A 14,890-nucleotide genomic window follows, 5' to 3' on the forward strand; every position below is an offset into this window, starting at 1 on the left:
ATTAACTATTTTTCTAGTCATAATTCTTTTGTATTTTTATCTGCCTTCTTCTTTTTCCTCGACTTAGTCTTTGTTCAAAACTCTTCTTCTCAGATTCTTCAGAAATTAACATTTTTGCCATAGATCCTACATTTGGGCATTCATAAAGTTTGGCTATAGACATATTTAAATCAAATGCCTTATTTAATTGAGAAATAACTTGAATGCCGATGAGTGAGTCACCACCAAGCTCAAAGAAGTTGTCATAGATTCCTATCCGTTCAATTCCAAGAATTTGTTGCCAAATTTCAACAAACTTTTGCTCAATTTCAGTCCTAGGTGCAACATAATCATTACTTAAGTCAGGTCGTGGATGTTTTAAGTTTAACTTATTGACCGTCTCTAAAAATTCTAGGACGCGGATTTCACTATAAGAATTATACTGCTCTAGTGAATTCAAAAAATCAGAGGGAGAAACCACAACTTGAGGTATTTTACTTCCTAAAGTTCGCAAAAAAGCATCTACACCCTCATTAGGTAATATTCCTTGTTTAAGATTCTCTGCACGCAATTCTTGGAGTTGTTGGGGCACTGCCGTGTCTACTGCCATCCCAACTTCTTGCCAAGCACTCCAGTTTATACTTGCGATCGAGTTACCATATTTTGAGATATTACAATGAGCAAAAGCGTCAAGAAAGGCATTGGCTCCGCAATAGTCTACCTGTCCAAATCCCCCTAGAATTGAAGTCGTTGATGATGTGAGAACCAAGAAATCTAACTGATTATTCTTAACAATAGCATCAAGAACTAGTGTCCCCTTCACTTTGGGAGCTAGAATACTGTCTGCTTCTTCCTTTGTTTTTCGCTGAATCACACCGCCTCCAGGAACTCCAGCAGTATGGATGACACCGTTTAGCTGACCAAACTGTGACTCTGCTTGCGCGATCGCATGTTGCATTTGTTCGCGGTTGGTCACATCAGCACTGACCACCAAAACTTCTGCACCCGACTGTTCGAGTTCTTGAACTTTAAGAATTTTGCAGCTAATGCTATCTGTCTCATCGTGAGTCATTAGCCATTTTTCCCACTCATCTCGGTTGGGCAAAGCTTTTCGTCCTATTAACAGTAGTTTTGCTTGTACAGTTCTCGCCAAGTATTCTGCCACAATCAGCCCGATACCTCCGAGTCCACCTGTAATGAGATAGACTCCCCCTTCTTTTAATCGCGATTTTCCAATTTTCGCTTCATCAAAGCGCACTGGCTCAAAAGTTTGCACCCAGCGATTGGTACCACGGTAGGCGATCGCGCATTCAGAAGTAGAAACTGACAGTTCTGTCAGCAATTGTTCTACGAGTTTTTCTTCTTGCCAAGTTCCTTTTGAGGGAAGAATAACATCAATACTACGACAACTGATATTTGAGTATTCTTGAGATATAACTTTAATCGGTCCGAGTAATGTTGCTTTCTCTGGAGAAATTACCTCAGTTCCTGTCACTGGCTGTAGGTTGTTAGAAATGACCGTGATTTGTACTTCATCAACAGTTTCTTGTCGTCCCAGCGCTTGAGCAAGAAATAGCAGACTGTAAAATCCCATTGCTTGGGTTTTCTCAACGTCTTCAAGTTCTAATTCTTTGTCAGTGACAGGTGTGACGCTCCACAAATGAACAATGGTTTTTGGCAACTTCTGTTGTGTTAACAGTTCCTTGATTAAGGTATCGTAATCACGATCGTGTTGAGGATTAAGGGTATATTGACACTCGTTTAGCTTAGTGAATTCTGCCCCAACTGTTACGGTAATGATATCTTGGTTTTGTTGTTGCAGTTGTTCTACTAGTTTGGTACCCAAGCCACATTCATCAGCAAACACCAAAGTACAAGATTTTTGCGCTGCTAATTCTTTGTGTTCGGGCTGTGCTGGAGGTAAAGATGGTTTCCAGAAAGGGATGTAAAACCAGTCAGCAATGTCGGGCTTTTTAGCCAGTAACACTGATGTAGCACGGTCGTCAATTCCTTGTTTTTTGGATTCAATCCAATAACACTGGCGCTCAAAGGGATAGGTGGGCAAAGGCAAACGATGGCGCTGCTCGTGAGTATAAAATCCCGACCAATCTATCTCTACTCCAAAAAGCCATAGCCGACCTAATGTCTGTAACAAAAAGCTAACATCCGACTGTTGTTCTTTGGCATGGCGTAAAGAAGTCAGCACCTGTTGTTTGGCATCAGGTTTGAGATGCTGTGTTGTTAATGTACTTAATGTTCGCCCCGGACCCAACTCCAGGAAAACACCTTCAAACTGTTGTAACAGTTGAGTTATCCCAGAGGAAAATTTCACTGTTTGCCGCAGATGTTGACTCCAGTAGTGAGGATTTGTGGCTTGTTCATCTGTAATCCAACTCCCAGTAACATTGGAAATGAAGCGAATCTGAGGCGGGTTGAGCTTCACTTTTTTCACAGCTTGCACAAATGGTTCTAAGATGGGTTGCATCATCACAGAATGAAACGCATGAGATGTATGCAACAGCCGACATTCAATGCCTTGGGAGGACAATTGGTTTTGAAGTGCGGCGATCGCATCGGTTGAACCGGAAACTACGCATGAGAATGGACTGTTGATTGCTGCTATTTGTACAGACGTTCCAGGGTTTTGTAGAGACCTGTCATGCTTAGTCTCTACATCTAATAGGGATTGCACGTCTTTTTCTGGAAGTGGAACAGCAAGCATACTCCCTGTGGGCAACTGTTGCATCAGTTGTCCCCTTGTTGCCACAACCGCCAAGGCATCTTCTAGGGAGAACACGCCTGCAATTGTTGCCGCGACGTATTCCCCGATGCTGTGACCAATCATTGCCTCTGGACGCACTCCCCATTCCATCCATAATTGGGCCAGGGCGTACTCAATAATAAACAGTGCTGGTTGGGTAATTGCCGTCTGCTGTAGAGACGCGAGATCTCTCGTCTCTACATCGATGTGTTGTGCGTGTGGATAAAGTATGTGACGGATATCGAGACCGAGGTGGGGTTGGAGAATTGCAGCACAGATATCCACATATTTGCGAAATGTGGGTTCGACCTCGTATAGTTCCCGCCCCATATTTACATATTGCGCCCCTTGTCCTGAAAACATGAAGATGACTGGACATTGACCGGGTTTACACTGGTAAGTCAAAACACGTCGAGGATCTTGGGAGGTCAACACTTTTACCGCATCGTCGGAGTCATGACAAACCACCATGCGGCGATGCTCAAAAGCTTGACGACCTACTTGTAAGGTGTAAGCCACATTGGGCAGGACGATATCACAGTGTTGTTGAAAATGAGCTGCTAAATTTCTTGTGGCAGTTTCTAGGGCTGTAGTGGTTTTGGCTGAGAGCACCAACAATTGCCAGGGGCGGGATCGTAGAGATGCTAGATCTCGCGTCTGGTCAGCTGGGGCTTCTTCCAAGATAACATGGGCATTAGTCCCTCCTATACCAAAAGAACTGATACCTGCTCTGCGAGGAGTTCCTTTAGCTTTCCACTCCGATAACTTAGTATTAACGTAAAAAGGGCTGTTAGCGAAGTCTATTTCAGGATTTGGTTGTTCAAAGTGTAAACTAGGCGGAATCATCTTGTGCTTGAGCGCCATGACCGTTTTGATTAACCCGGTGATACCAGCAGCTGTATTCAGATGTCCGACATTAGTCTTTACCGAGCCGATCGCACAAAAGCCCTTCTTTTTGGTGCGGGTTTCAAAGATTTTCTTGAGGGCACTAATTTCAATGGGATCTCCCAAGGCTGTGCCAGTTCCGTGGGTCTCTATGTAAGTAATTGTCTCTGGATGAAACCCAGCGATTGCTAAAGCTTCGGCGATCGCTGAAGCTTGACCCCCCACACTTGGAGCTGTGTAACCTACCTTAGCCGCACCATCGTTATTGATTGCTGAACCTTTGATAACTGCATTTATGCAGTCACCATCTGCTAAAGCATCCTCTAATCTCTTGAGAACAACAATACCCACTCCATCACCAAAAATAGTTCCTTGGGCGCTAGCATCGAAGGCTCGGCAATGACCATCAGGAGAAGTTATACCTCCTTCTTGATAGAAATAACCTTGCTTTTGCAGAGACTGTATTGAAATACCACCAGCCAAAGCCATATCGCACTCATAATTCAGCAACCCTTGGCACGCTGAATGAACAGCTACTAATGATGTAGAGCAAGCTGTGCTGATATTGATACTTGGTCCCTTTAAGTTCAGTTTATATGAAACTCGCGTGGCAGCATAATCCTGACTATTGCTTAATAGAGTTGAAAGACCCATGGATTTGATTAGATCGGGGTGAGAACTCAATTTGCTAAGAAAGTAGCTACTCAGGTTGGTTCCCACGTAAACACCAGTCAAGCCTTTGCCCGCTCCTGGGTCATAACCAGCATTCTCCAGCGCTTTCCAAGCACTTTCAAGGAGAATACGGTGTTGGGGGTCCATGATTTCGGCTTCTCTTGGCGAGAAATCGAAGAAAGGAGCGTCAAACATCTCAATGTCTGACAGTATGGCACCAGCTTTTACATACTGAGGATCGCGCAGCCATACCGGGTCTATGCCTGCAATTTCTAATTCTTCATCACTGAAGAAAGAAATCGACTCCTTCCCATCGCACAGATGCTGCCAAAATTCATCAACATCTTTGGCTCCAGGACAACGACCAACCATACCGATTATGGCTATGCCTTTGATGGAATCTTGGATTTGTTGGTTATGCATCTGCCATCCTCCGTTGTTTCATTAATTGTCTTTTTTCTTGCATAGCCGCTTCTTTTCTGCTAGCACGTTCATCAGCTAGCTGAAATGTTGGTTCTTTAACCTGTTTTCCACCAAGATATTCTGCCAAGGCACTTATGGTCGAATATTCAAATAGGTCAGCTATTGAGAGATTTTTATTTAATGTTTTTAGAAGTTTACTGCGAACCTGAATTATGAGTAGTGAATCTCCACCTAATTCAAAAAAATTATCATGGAGACCTATATTCTTTATCCCAAGAACCTCTTGCCAAATATTGCCAATCGTTTGTTCAATCTCATTTGTGAGAGGAACGTAGGGATTTTGTAAATCAGGTCTGGAATGGAGTAATAATGAATTTGCTTGTTGACCAGCTGCTTTCTGTTGAAAAGATTCAAGCTTAATCCATTGGTCAATCCTAGCTTGAAGTCCTCCTGTCGAGACAACTACATGATTGAATTCACTACAGTTCAAAATCCTTTGAAAAGCTTGTACCCCTTCTTCCGGCTTAATAGCCAATTCAGCCACACTTGCGCCCACAGATGTACTTTGTTTATTTTCTTTTTCCAGTTGCCAACCATCCCAGCTTACGCTTATCCATGAAACAGGATGGTTCTGATTGCGTTGGTGCACAAAAGTATCCATGAAGCTATTGGCTGCTGAGTAAGCAACAAATCCCAATCCGCCTAAAACAGATGATAAGGAAGACAACAACAAACAAAAATCAAGCTTTCTATCTTGCAAAACCTTGTCTAATACTATGAGTCCATGTACTTTTGATTGAAATTGCTGCTCGCAATCAGTTCTACTTATCTTTTCAATAGCTTCAGAAGGTTTACCTCCAATAATTCCAGCAGCGTGGATGACACCGTTTAGCTGACCAAACTGTGACTCTGCTTGCGCGATCGCATATTGCATTTGTTCTGTGTTGCTGACATCCGCGCTCACCACCAAAACTTCTGCACCCAACTGTTCGAGTGCTTGCAATTTCCGAATTTTGCTGCTGGTGCTATCTGTCTCATCGTGAGTCATTAGCCATTTTTCCCACTCGTCTCGGTTGGGGAAGGCTGAACGTCCTATCAACAGGAGTTTTGCTTGTACAGTTCGCGCTAAGTGTTCTGCCAAAACCAGTCCGATACCTCCGAGTCCACCTGTAATGAGATAGACTCCTCCTTCTTTTAATCGTGCTTTTCCAATTTTCGCTTCATCAAAGCGCACTGGTTCAAAATTTTGTACCCAACGATTCAGCCCTCGATAGGCGATCGCGCATTCAGAAGTAGAAACTGTCAGTTCCGTCAGTAATTGTTCTACGAGTTTTTCTTCTTGCCAAGTTCCTTTTGAGGGAAGAATAACATCAATACTACGGCAGTTGATATTTGAGTATTCTTGGGGTATGATTTTAATCGGTCCAAGTAATGTTGCTTTCTCTGGAAAAAGCACTTCCGTTCCTGTCACTGGCTGTAGGTTGTTAGAAATCACTGTGATGTTAAAATCCTCAGTCGTTTCTTGTCTTCCCAGCGTTTGAGCAAGAAATAGCAGACTGTAAAATCCCATTGCTTGGGTTTTCTCAACGTCTTCAAGTTCCAATTCTTTGTGAGTGACAGGTGTGACGCTCCACATATGAACAATGGTTTTTGGCAACCTCTGTTGTGTTAACAGTTCCTTGATTAAGGTATCGTAATCACGATCGTGTTGAGGATTAAGGGTATATTGACACTCGTTTAGCTTAGTGAATTCTGCCCCAACTGTTACGGTAATGATATCTTGGTTTTGTTGTTGCAGTTGTTCTACTAGTTTGGTACCCAAGCCGCACTCATCGAGAAACACTAAAGTACAAGATTTTTGCGCTGCTAATTCTTGCTGTTCGAGTCGTGCTGGGGGTAAAGATGGTTTCCAAAAAGGAATGTAAAACCAGTCAGCAATGTCGGGCTTTTTACCTAGTGATACAGATGTAGCACGGTCATCAATTCCTTGTTTTTTGGGTTCAATCCAATAACGTTGGCGCTCAAAGGGGTAGGTGGGCAAAGGGAGACGATGGCGCTGCTCGTGGGTATAAAATCCTGACCAGTCTATTTCTACACCAAAAAGCCACAGCCGACCTAATGTCTGTAACAAAAAGCTAACATCCGATTGTTGTTCTTTGGCATGGCGTAAAGAAGACAGCACAATTTGTTTTGCTTCTGACTTTAAATGCTGTGTTGTTAATGTGCTTAACGTCCGCCCTGGACCGATCTCTAGAAAAACACCTTCAAACTGTTGTAACAATTGAGATATACCATCTGAAAATTTCACAGTTTGCCGCAGATGCTGACTCCAGTAGCTGGGATTTGTGGCTTGGTCTTCTGTAATCCAACTTCCTGTGACATTGGAAATGAAGCGAATCTGAGGCGGGTTGAGCTTCAGTTGTTTCACAGCCTGCACAAATGGTTCCAAAATGGGTTCCATCATCCCAGAATGAAATGCATGAGATGTATGCAACAGCCGACATTCAATTCCTTTGGAGGATAATTGGTTTTGGAGTGCGGCGATCGCATCAGTTGAACCAGAAACTACGCACGAAGATGGACTGTTGATGGCTGCTATTTGTACAGACGTTTCATTAGTATGTAGAGACACGCCATGGCGTGTCTCTACATCTTGTATGAGGGATTGCACCTCTGTTTGTGGAAGTGGAATGGCAAGCATACTGCCTGCGGGCAACTGTTGCATCAGTTGTCCCCTTTTTGCTACAACAGCTAAGGCATCTTTTAGGGAGAATACACCTGCAATTGTTGCGGCGACATACTCCCCGATGCTGTGACCGATCGTTGCCTCTGGACGCACTCCCCATTCTATCCACAATTGGGCGAGGGCATACTCGATAATAAACAGTGCTGGTTGGGCGATCGCTGTTTGTTGCAGTTGCTGGGAAGCAACTTCAATTTGTTGTTCGCTAGGATAAAGTATATGACGGATATCAAGACCGAGGTGAGGCTGGAGAATCTCAGCACAGATATCTACTTGCTGGCGAAATGTGGGATCAAGATCGTACAGTTCTCGACCCATATTCACATATTGTGCCCCTTGTCCGGAAAACATGAAGATGACTGGACAGTGACTGGACTTATGGTGGTAAGTAAAAATACGTTGCGGGTCTTGGGAGGTTAAAACTTTCACCGCATCGTCTGTGTCATGGCATACCACGATACGGCGATGCTCAAAAGCCCGACGACCTACTTGTAAGGTGTAAGCCACATCAGGCAAGTTAATATCAGGCGTCGCGTGCAGGTGGTCTGCTAAATTTTCTGTGGTAGTTTCTAGGGCTGTACTGGTTTTGGCTGAGAGCAGCAACAATTGCCAAGGACGCGAATGACTAGATCTGTCGTGCTGGGTTTCTACGACTGGGGCTTCTTCCAAAATAACATGGGCATTAGTGCCTCCGATTCCGAAAGAACTGACACCTGCTCTACGAGGAGTTCCGTTAGTTTTCCACTCGGACAACTGAGTATTGACGTAGAAAGGACTATTGGCAAAATCTATTTGGGTATTAGGTTGCTTAAAGTGTAAGCTGGGGGGTATTTGTTTGTGTTTTAGTGCTTGTACAGTCTTAATTAGACCAGCTACACCTGCAGCTGTATTCAGATGTCCAACATTGGTCTTTACTGAAGCGATCGCACAAAAACCTTTTTCGTTTGTGCTAGCACGAAACGCTTGTGTAAGAGCCTTAATTTCAATGGGGTCTCCTAATTTAGTTCCGGTACCATGTGTTTCTATATACGCGATCGTCTCAGGTTCAACTCCAGCTAAGGCAAGCGCCTCTAAAATGACCTCTCTTTGACCGTCAACACTGGGAGCTGTGTAACCAACCTTTAAAGAACCATCGTTATTGATAGCCGAACCTTTGATGACTGCATGAATCAAGTCGCCATCGGCAATGGCATCTTCTAACCGCTTCAAAACCACAATGCCTATACCTTGACTAGGAACACAGCCTTGAGCATTAGCGTCAAAGGCTCGGCAATGTCCATCAGAAGAATGAATCCCTCCTTCTTGATACTGGTAACCAGCTTTTTGCGGTATAGAGAGTGAAACACCGCCTGCTAATGCGATATCACTTTCGCCATTTAGTAAACTTTGGCAGGCTAAATGGACAGCAACCAATGATGTGGAACAGGCAGTCTGAACATTGATGCTCGGTCCCCTCAAGTTTAACTTGTAAGAAACTTGCGTGGGCAGGAAATCCTTGTCGTTTCCAATTAAAGTTTGAAAGCTGTCTACGGATTCCATGAATTCCCGGTTGGGATATAAGTTTGAAAGCAGGTAAGAACTTGGAGCGACACCAGCGAAAAGACCAATTTGACCACTGTAAGTTTGGGAGTTGTAGCTAGCATTCTCTAGAGCTTCCCAAACACATTCTATAAAAATACGGTGTTGTGGATCCGTAATTTCGGCTTCTCTGGGAGAAAAGCCAAAAAATGAAGCGTCAAATAACTCTATATTTTCCAGGACGCCCCCTGCTCTTACGTAGCTAGCATCATTCAGCAATTCTGGATTTATCCCAGCAGACAATAGTTCCTTATCAGTGAAAAAAGAAATAGACTCTACACCATCTCGGATATTTTGCCAAAAACTGTCAACATTTTTAGCACCAGGAAAACGACCCGACATACCGATGATAGCTATTTCGTCTTTATCATTTAAGCTATTAAAGTAATTGTCTATAGTCATAATTAAAAACAATTGTTAACTTTATACTTTCAGTGATTGTATAGATGAATACTTGGCTCATTCATACTAGGACTTATGCGTTCTCATCTTTATGTTATCTCTTGTCTGTAATCCGTGATTAATTCAACAAGATTTATGACAGTTTTTGCATAAGCCCTACATCTGAAAAAGTAAGCTGTTGTGTTCGCGAAGACTAGACTGATTTCTCAATAGCTTCTAGAAAATTTGAAATTTCAAATTGAGAAGCAATTTGAATTTGGTCATTTAAAACTGCGTCAATATCTTCTTCGGTAGTTAGCGGGTTGGCAATCACTGCACGTAGGGCAATGATCGGTATTTCTTTACCAAAGCTAACGGTTGTTTTTGTCGTTCGCGAGATAAAAGTACGACCAATTTGGCGCTGAATTTTCTGCAAGCGTTCATTAAATTGATCGATGAGTTGATTGTCAATTTCGGTCAACTGCTTTTTGGCAACAAGCTCTCTCAACGGTTCCGGAATATAGCGATAGAGAAGCAGGTTAGTATCAGGTTCTGCTAACAACTGAAACTCAGGCATCATACAGATACGATCTGCCATATATTGAGTTTTCCGAATTCCTTCATCAATCAAAAATTCATATCCCTTAAGTCCAAGCAAATTTAGCCCAGCGTGTAAGAATAAAGCCATACCAGGTCGAGAACCTTCTAAAGCGCGTTTACCTAAATCGAATGACCCCTTACGCATGGTGTAGCTTGCTTGCTTTTCAATTGCTTCCGCCATGTGCGGATCGCGCATAAAGACCATACCGATGCCCATTGGCAGGTATAGTTGTTTATGTCCATCAATGGTTACTGAATCAGCCCGTTCGATACCAGCAAGCTTATGCCGATGTTGTTCGGAAAAAATGAGCGGTCCACCCCAAGCAGCATCTACGTGAAAATGAACATGAGCTTCCTGTGCAATGTCTGCAATCTCGGAGAGCGAATCCACACCACCTGAGTCTGTGGTGCCAGCAACGCCTACAATACCAATAATAAGCTGGTTTTGGGCACGACATTCTATAACAGCTTGGCGCAGTGCCTGTATGTCAACTCGATTGTTGCAGTCCGTAGGGACTCTGATCAAACCATGCGTACTGATACCCATTAAATCTGCGGCTTTATCAAAAGAGAAATGCATCAACTCAGAGCCAATAATTACTGCTCCTTTGTAGCCGTAGAAATCTAGGGCTGCGGCTAAGCCTTCTTTTTCTATGCCACCAAACCCATCTTTCGGTCCCAAAGCCGCATTTCGAGCACACCACAGAGCCGTGATATTTGCTACTGTCCCGCCAGAAACTAAGATTCCCAGCGTACTGGAGTTGTTTTGAATGTGCTGAACATAGAAATTATCAGAAAAGTTGTAAATCAGTCGATGCAACATCGCCAAAGATTCACGTTCACAAAAGCTTAGGGCTTTAGCAGTCTCTATTTTGACGGCGTTTTGGTTCATTGCCGTCATCAGTTTAGCTAAAGGACGTACAAAACAAGGAAGCGCCGAGGTCATGTGACCGATAAACTGTGGCGAAGATGTGTGTATTGAATGAGTAATAACATTTTTGCCTAGATCTTGGAGATAGCTTTCAAAATTAGCAGGTTCAAGAGGTATTTTACTCTCACAAAATTTTCCTAATAAGGAGTTTATATCAATGTCAGTGTTAGCATTAACTGTACTTAAAAATTCTTGAGATAGATCGTGAATAATATTATCTATTTTGTCTTCAATAGATGTCGTTTGACTAGATGAAGCAAACAATTGCATCACTTGTTCTTCAATCTCATAATGCAATGTTTGCTCAGTTTCACACAAGTAATTTTGGTTTGGCATTTCTTGTTTGCTTAATGTCATCTTGTCTCCTTGAAATAATTTTTTTCTAATAAATATTCCGCCTTCAGCAGTCAGAACTTAGTGTTTGAGGTGAATTTCGTCAATTTTTATGTGACTGATTACCTTGTCTCCCTTTATTGAGACGAAATACCTTTTTACTTTGTCGTTGCTCGATGTTCTTTCCTGGCTTGTTTTCGGCGCTGTACTGAAGCTGTCCTACTTTCAGGTCGATGAGAATGTTGTGTAAAAGATAGTTGTTCGCTTGACTCCTGACTGAGATATCTAGCTAAATGACTTACGCTTGGATATTGAAACATTTCAACTAAGGGAAAATTTCGCTGAAATATTTTTTGCAACTTGTTATGAACCTGAATTAAGAGTAATGAATGACCGCCGAGGTCAAAGAAATTATCATGGATTCCTACGTCCTTAACAAGAAGTACTTCTTGCCAAGTATTAGCAATAGTGTGTTCTACTTCAGTTTGGGGTGGTTGATAAACTACTTCCAATTCGGGACGTATTTGGTTAGGTACTGGCAATACCTTACGATTAACCTTGCCATTAGGTGTCAGGGGTAGTTTATCTAGCACCACAAAAGCTGTTGGTATCATATAATTTGGCAGCTTGGACTCCAAAAAGACTCGTAGTTCAGTAATCGTCAGTGTTTGCTCTGTATGCAAGACGGCATATGCTACTAAACGTTGAGAAGAAGCTGAATCTTCGCGAACGTCAACTACAGTTTCTCTGACTGCTGGATGTTGACTGATAAGTGCTTCAATCTCTCCAAGCTCGATGCGGAAGCCACGGACTTTGACCTGGTGGTCGATTCGTCCAATGTACTCTATCTCTCCATTGGGTAGATAGCGGGCTAAATCTCCTGTTTTGTACAGGCGGGAGGCTGATTTGTTATTAAAGGGGTTGGGGATAAATTTTTCTGCTGTCAGTTCGGGGCGGTTTAGGTAGCCACGTGCTAGTCCATCCCCACCTATGTGCAGTTCTCCAGGTACTCCAACAGGAACTAATTGAGCGTGTTGGTCTAGGATATAGAATTGTGTGTTAGCAATCGGGTGACTAATTGGCGCAACAGTGCTGTCAGTTTTTACCAAGCAGGCTGCTGACCAAATGGTGGTTTCCGTAGGACCATACATATTCCACACCGAGTCATGCCGATTGAGTAATTCATTGGCGAGGTGTTTTGGTAAAGCTTCGCCGCCACAGAGGATTTTCAATTGATGATTCCCAGCCCAGCCTGCGGCCAGAAGTAGCTGCCATGTAGCTGGTGTGGCTTGCATGACTGTAGCATTTGAGTGAGTCAATTTTGCTGACAACTGCGTTCCGTCCGAGGCAACTTCCCGGCTTGTGACTACTAGACAAGCACCGACTATGATAGGCAGGAAAAGTTCCAACGCGGCAATATCAAAGGAATAGGTGGTGACAGCTAACAAGGTATCAAGCTCGGTTAGCCCTGGCGTTTGCCGCATAGCGTGCAAGAAGTTGTTCAAAGCGCCGTGGGGAATTTGCACACCCTTGGGCTTGCCCGTAGAACCAGAGGTATAAATAACATAGGCCAGGTTGTTAGCAGTGACCTGAGTGACTGCGTTTTCCTTGCTGTGTTGGGCAATAGAGAGCCAATCGGTATCTATACAAACGACTTTGGCTTTGTGTTGGGGGATTGCCTCCATCAGTTGCGCTTGAGTCAGCAGCACTTGTACTTGGGCGTTTTCTAGTATAAAAGCTAATCGCTCTTGGGGATAAGTGGGGTCAAGGGGTACATAAGCGCCACCCGCTTTGAGAATGCCTAATAGCCCGATGACCATGTCGAGCGATCGCTCTACACAAATTCCCACCAATACCTCTGGTTCTACACCTAGCTTTCGCAAGTAGTGCGCCAGTTGATTGGCTCTTGCGTTTAATTCTCGGTAGGTTAGCTGCTCATCTTCAAAGACCACAGCAGTAGCATCAGGTGTGCATTCAACCTGAGCCTCAAATAACTGATGGATGCATTGTTGGGAATAGTTAATTTGAGTATTATTCCACTCCACTAGCAAAGTTTGCTGCTCGGGTTCTGTTAACAGTGGTAACTCCGAAAGCCGCTGCTCCGGATTGGCGATAATGCCCTCAAGCAAGGTCTGAAAATGCTTTACCATCCGATTTATGGTAGTGGCATCGAACAGATCGGTACTGTACTCTACCAGTCCTTTTATTCCTCGATTTGTTTCCTGTAGGTTGAAGCGTAACTCAAATTTTGCTGTCCCATTGTCCAACACTAAGGGAGTCACAGTTAGATCCAAAAGCTCCAATGGTTCCACTTGTGCCGATTGCAGATCGAATTTGACCTGAAATAGGGGTACCATTTGGCTCAGATTTCGCTCTGGATTCAATACATCTACTAGTTTATCAAACGAGAGGTCTTGATGGTCATAAGCTCCCAGAGTCACCTCACGTACCCGACTGAGTAAGGAGCGAAAAGTGGGATTTCCAGACAAGTTAGTACGCAATACCAAGGTGTTGATCAAAAAACCAATTAATCCCTCGGTCTCGACTCGATTGCGATTGGCAATATCTGTACCTACGACAATGTCATTCTGGTAAGTATATTTATATAGTAAGACATTAAATGCGGCTAATAATAATGTAAATAGTGTTACCCTTTCCTTCGCGCTCAAAGCTTTGAGTGCATCGGATAGACCTTTAGATAACTCAAAAGACTGTTTTGCTCCTTGATAAGTTGCAACAGCTGGTCGTGGTCTGTCGGTAGGCAGTTCTAAAACAGGAAGGTTAGCAAGTTGCTGCTTCCAGTAAGCCATCTGCGCTGACAAAACTGTTCCTTGCAAATATTCTTGCTGCCAAATTGCCCAGTCTGCATATTGGATCGGCAGTTCGGGTAGTGGAGAAGGTTGCTTGCGAGAAAAAGCTTCGTAAAGGGCTTTCATTTCCCGAACAAATACCCCCAAAGACCAGCGGTCAGATACGATGTGATGCATTGTTAACAGCAGCACATACTCTGTCTGTTCCAACTGTAAGAGAGTTATTCGCAGTAATGGTTTGGTGAGGTCAAAGGGTTGCTGAGCTTCCGTAATAGCAAGCCGTTGAACTTCTTGCTCTTTGTTAGGCGCTTCCTTGAGATCGACTATTGGTAATGTGATGGGCTGGGCTGAAGCAATTGCCTGAATTGGTTGTCCCTCTGAATTGGTAATAAAAGTTGTCCGTAAGCTTTCATGACGCCTGACAATTTCTGTAAATACTTTTGCTAGCAATGCTACATTAAGCTGACCCTCAAGACGTAAGGCGCTAAAAACATTGTAAGCACTGTTGTCAGGGTTTAATTGCTGGAAAAACCATAGCCGTTGTTGAGCAAAGGACAAAGGTAACTCATTTTGCTCTTTTCTTTTAGATATTTCTGAAGTTTTTAGAGGGGTTAAGCTCCTCTGCTTGAGCCGCTTCTCAAATAGCATCCGTTGCTCTGGAGAAAGAGCAGCAAGTTGTTGAGAAAAATCACTCATTGGTATGTTTCCACAATAATTAATACTTAAAAAAATTGGCTATCAAGAGCAGCTAACTTATAGGGAGTTGCTTTTAAACGTGGTATTTCAATACCAGC

Annotated in this window: 4 protein-coding genes; all 4 read right to left on the bottom strand. The window is 43.3% G+C overall.

Going from position 1 to position 14,890, the window contains the following annotated elements:
- Window positions 1-13: 13 nt before the first annotated feature.
- Window positions 14-4,720, bottom strand: coding sequence for a type I polyketide synthase (locus WA1_RS43565; RefSeq protein ID WP_066613254.1), 4,707 nt, complete (start codon window positions 4,718-4,720; stop codon window positions 14-16).
- On the bottom strand, window positions 4,713-9,443 hold the full coding sequence (locus WA1_RS43570) for a type I polyketide synthase (protein WP_017744613.1): 4,731 nt from the start codon (window positions 9,441-9,443) through the stop codon (window positions 4,713-4,715). Before WA1_RS43570 ends, WA1_RS43565 begins: the two co-directional genes overlap by 8 nt.
- Window positions 9,444-9,636: 193 nt before the next feature.
- Entirely contained in the window at window positions 9,637-11,310 is a 1,674-nt protein-coding gene (gene panP, locus WA1_RS43575; RefSeq protein WP_017744614.1) for a pyridoxal-dependent aspartate 1-decarboxylase PanP, read from the bottom strand.
- 134 nt (window positions 11,311-11,444) lie between these two features.
- A complete protein-coding gene (locus WA1_RS43580; protein WP_017744615.1) occupies window positions 11,445-14,792 on the bottom strand; it encodes a non-ribosomal peptide synthetase in 3,348 nt (1,115 codons plus the stop codon).
- Between the last annotated feature and the right edge of the window lie 98 nt (window positions 14,793-14,890).

The organism is Scytonema hofmannii PCC 7110 (assembly GCF_000346485.2).
GTDB classification, from domain to species: Bacteria; Cyanobacteriota; Cyanobacteriia; order Cyanobacteriales; family Nostocaceae; genus Scytonema; species Scytonema hofmannii.

Coding starts and splice junctions, on each gene's coding strand:
- panP (WP_017744614.1), bottom strand. CDS start 11,310: ATGACATTAAGCAAACAAGAAATGCCAAACCAAAATTACTTGTGTGAA.
- WA1_RS43565 (WP_066613254.1), bottom strand. CDS start 4,720: ATGCATAACCAACAAATCCAAGATTCCATCAAAGGCATAGCCATAATC.
- WA1_RS43580 (WP_017744615.1), bottom strand. CDS start 14,792: ATGAGTGATTTTTCTCAACAACTTGCTGCTCTTTCTCCAGAGCAACGG.
- WA1_RS43570 (WP_017744613.1), bottom strand. CDS start 9,443: ATGACTATAGACAATTACTTTAATAGCTTAAATGATAAAGACGAAATA.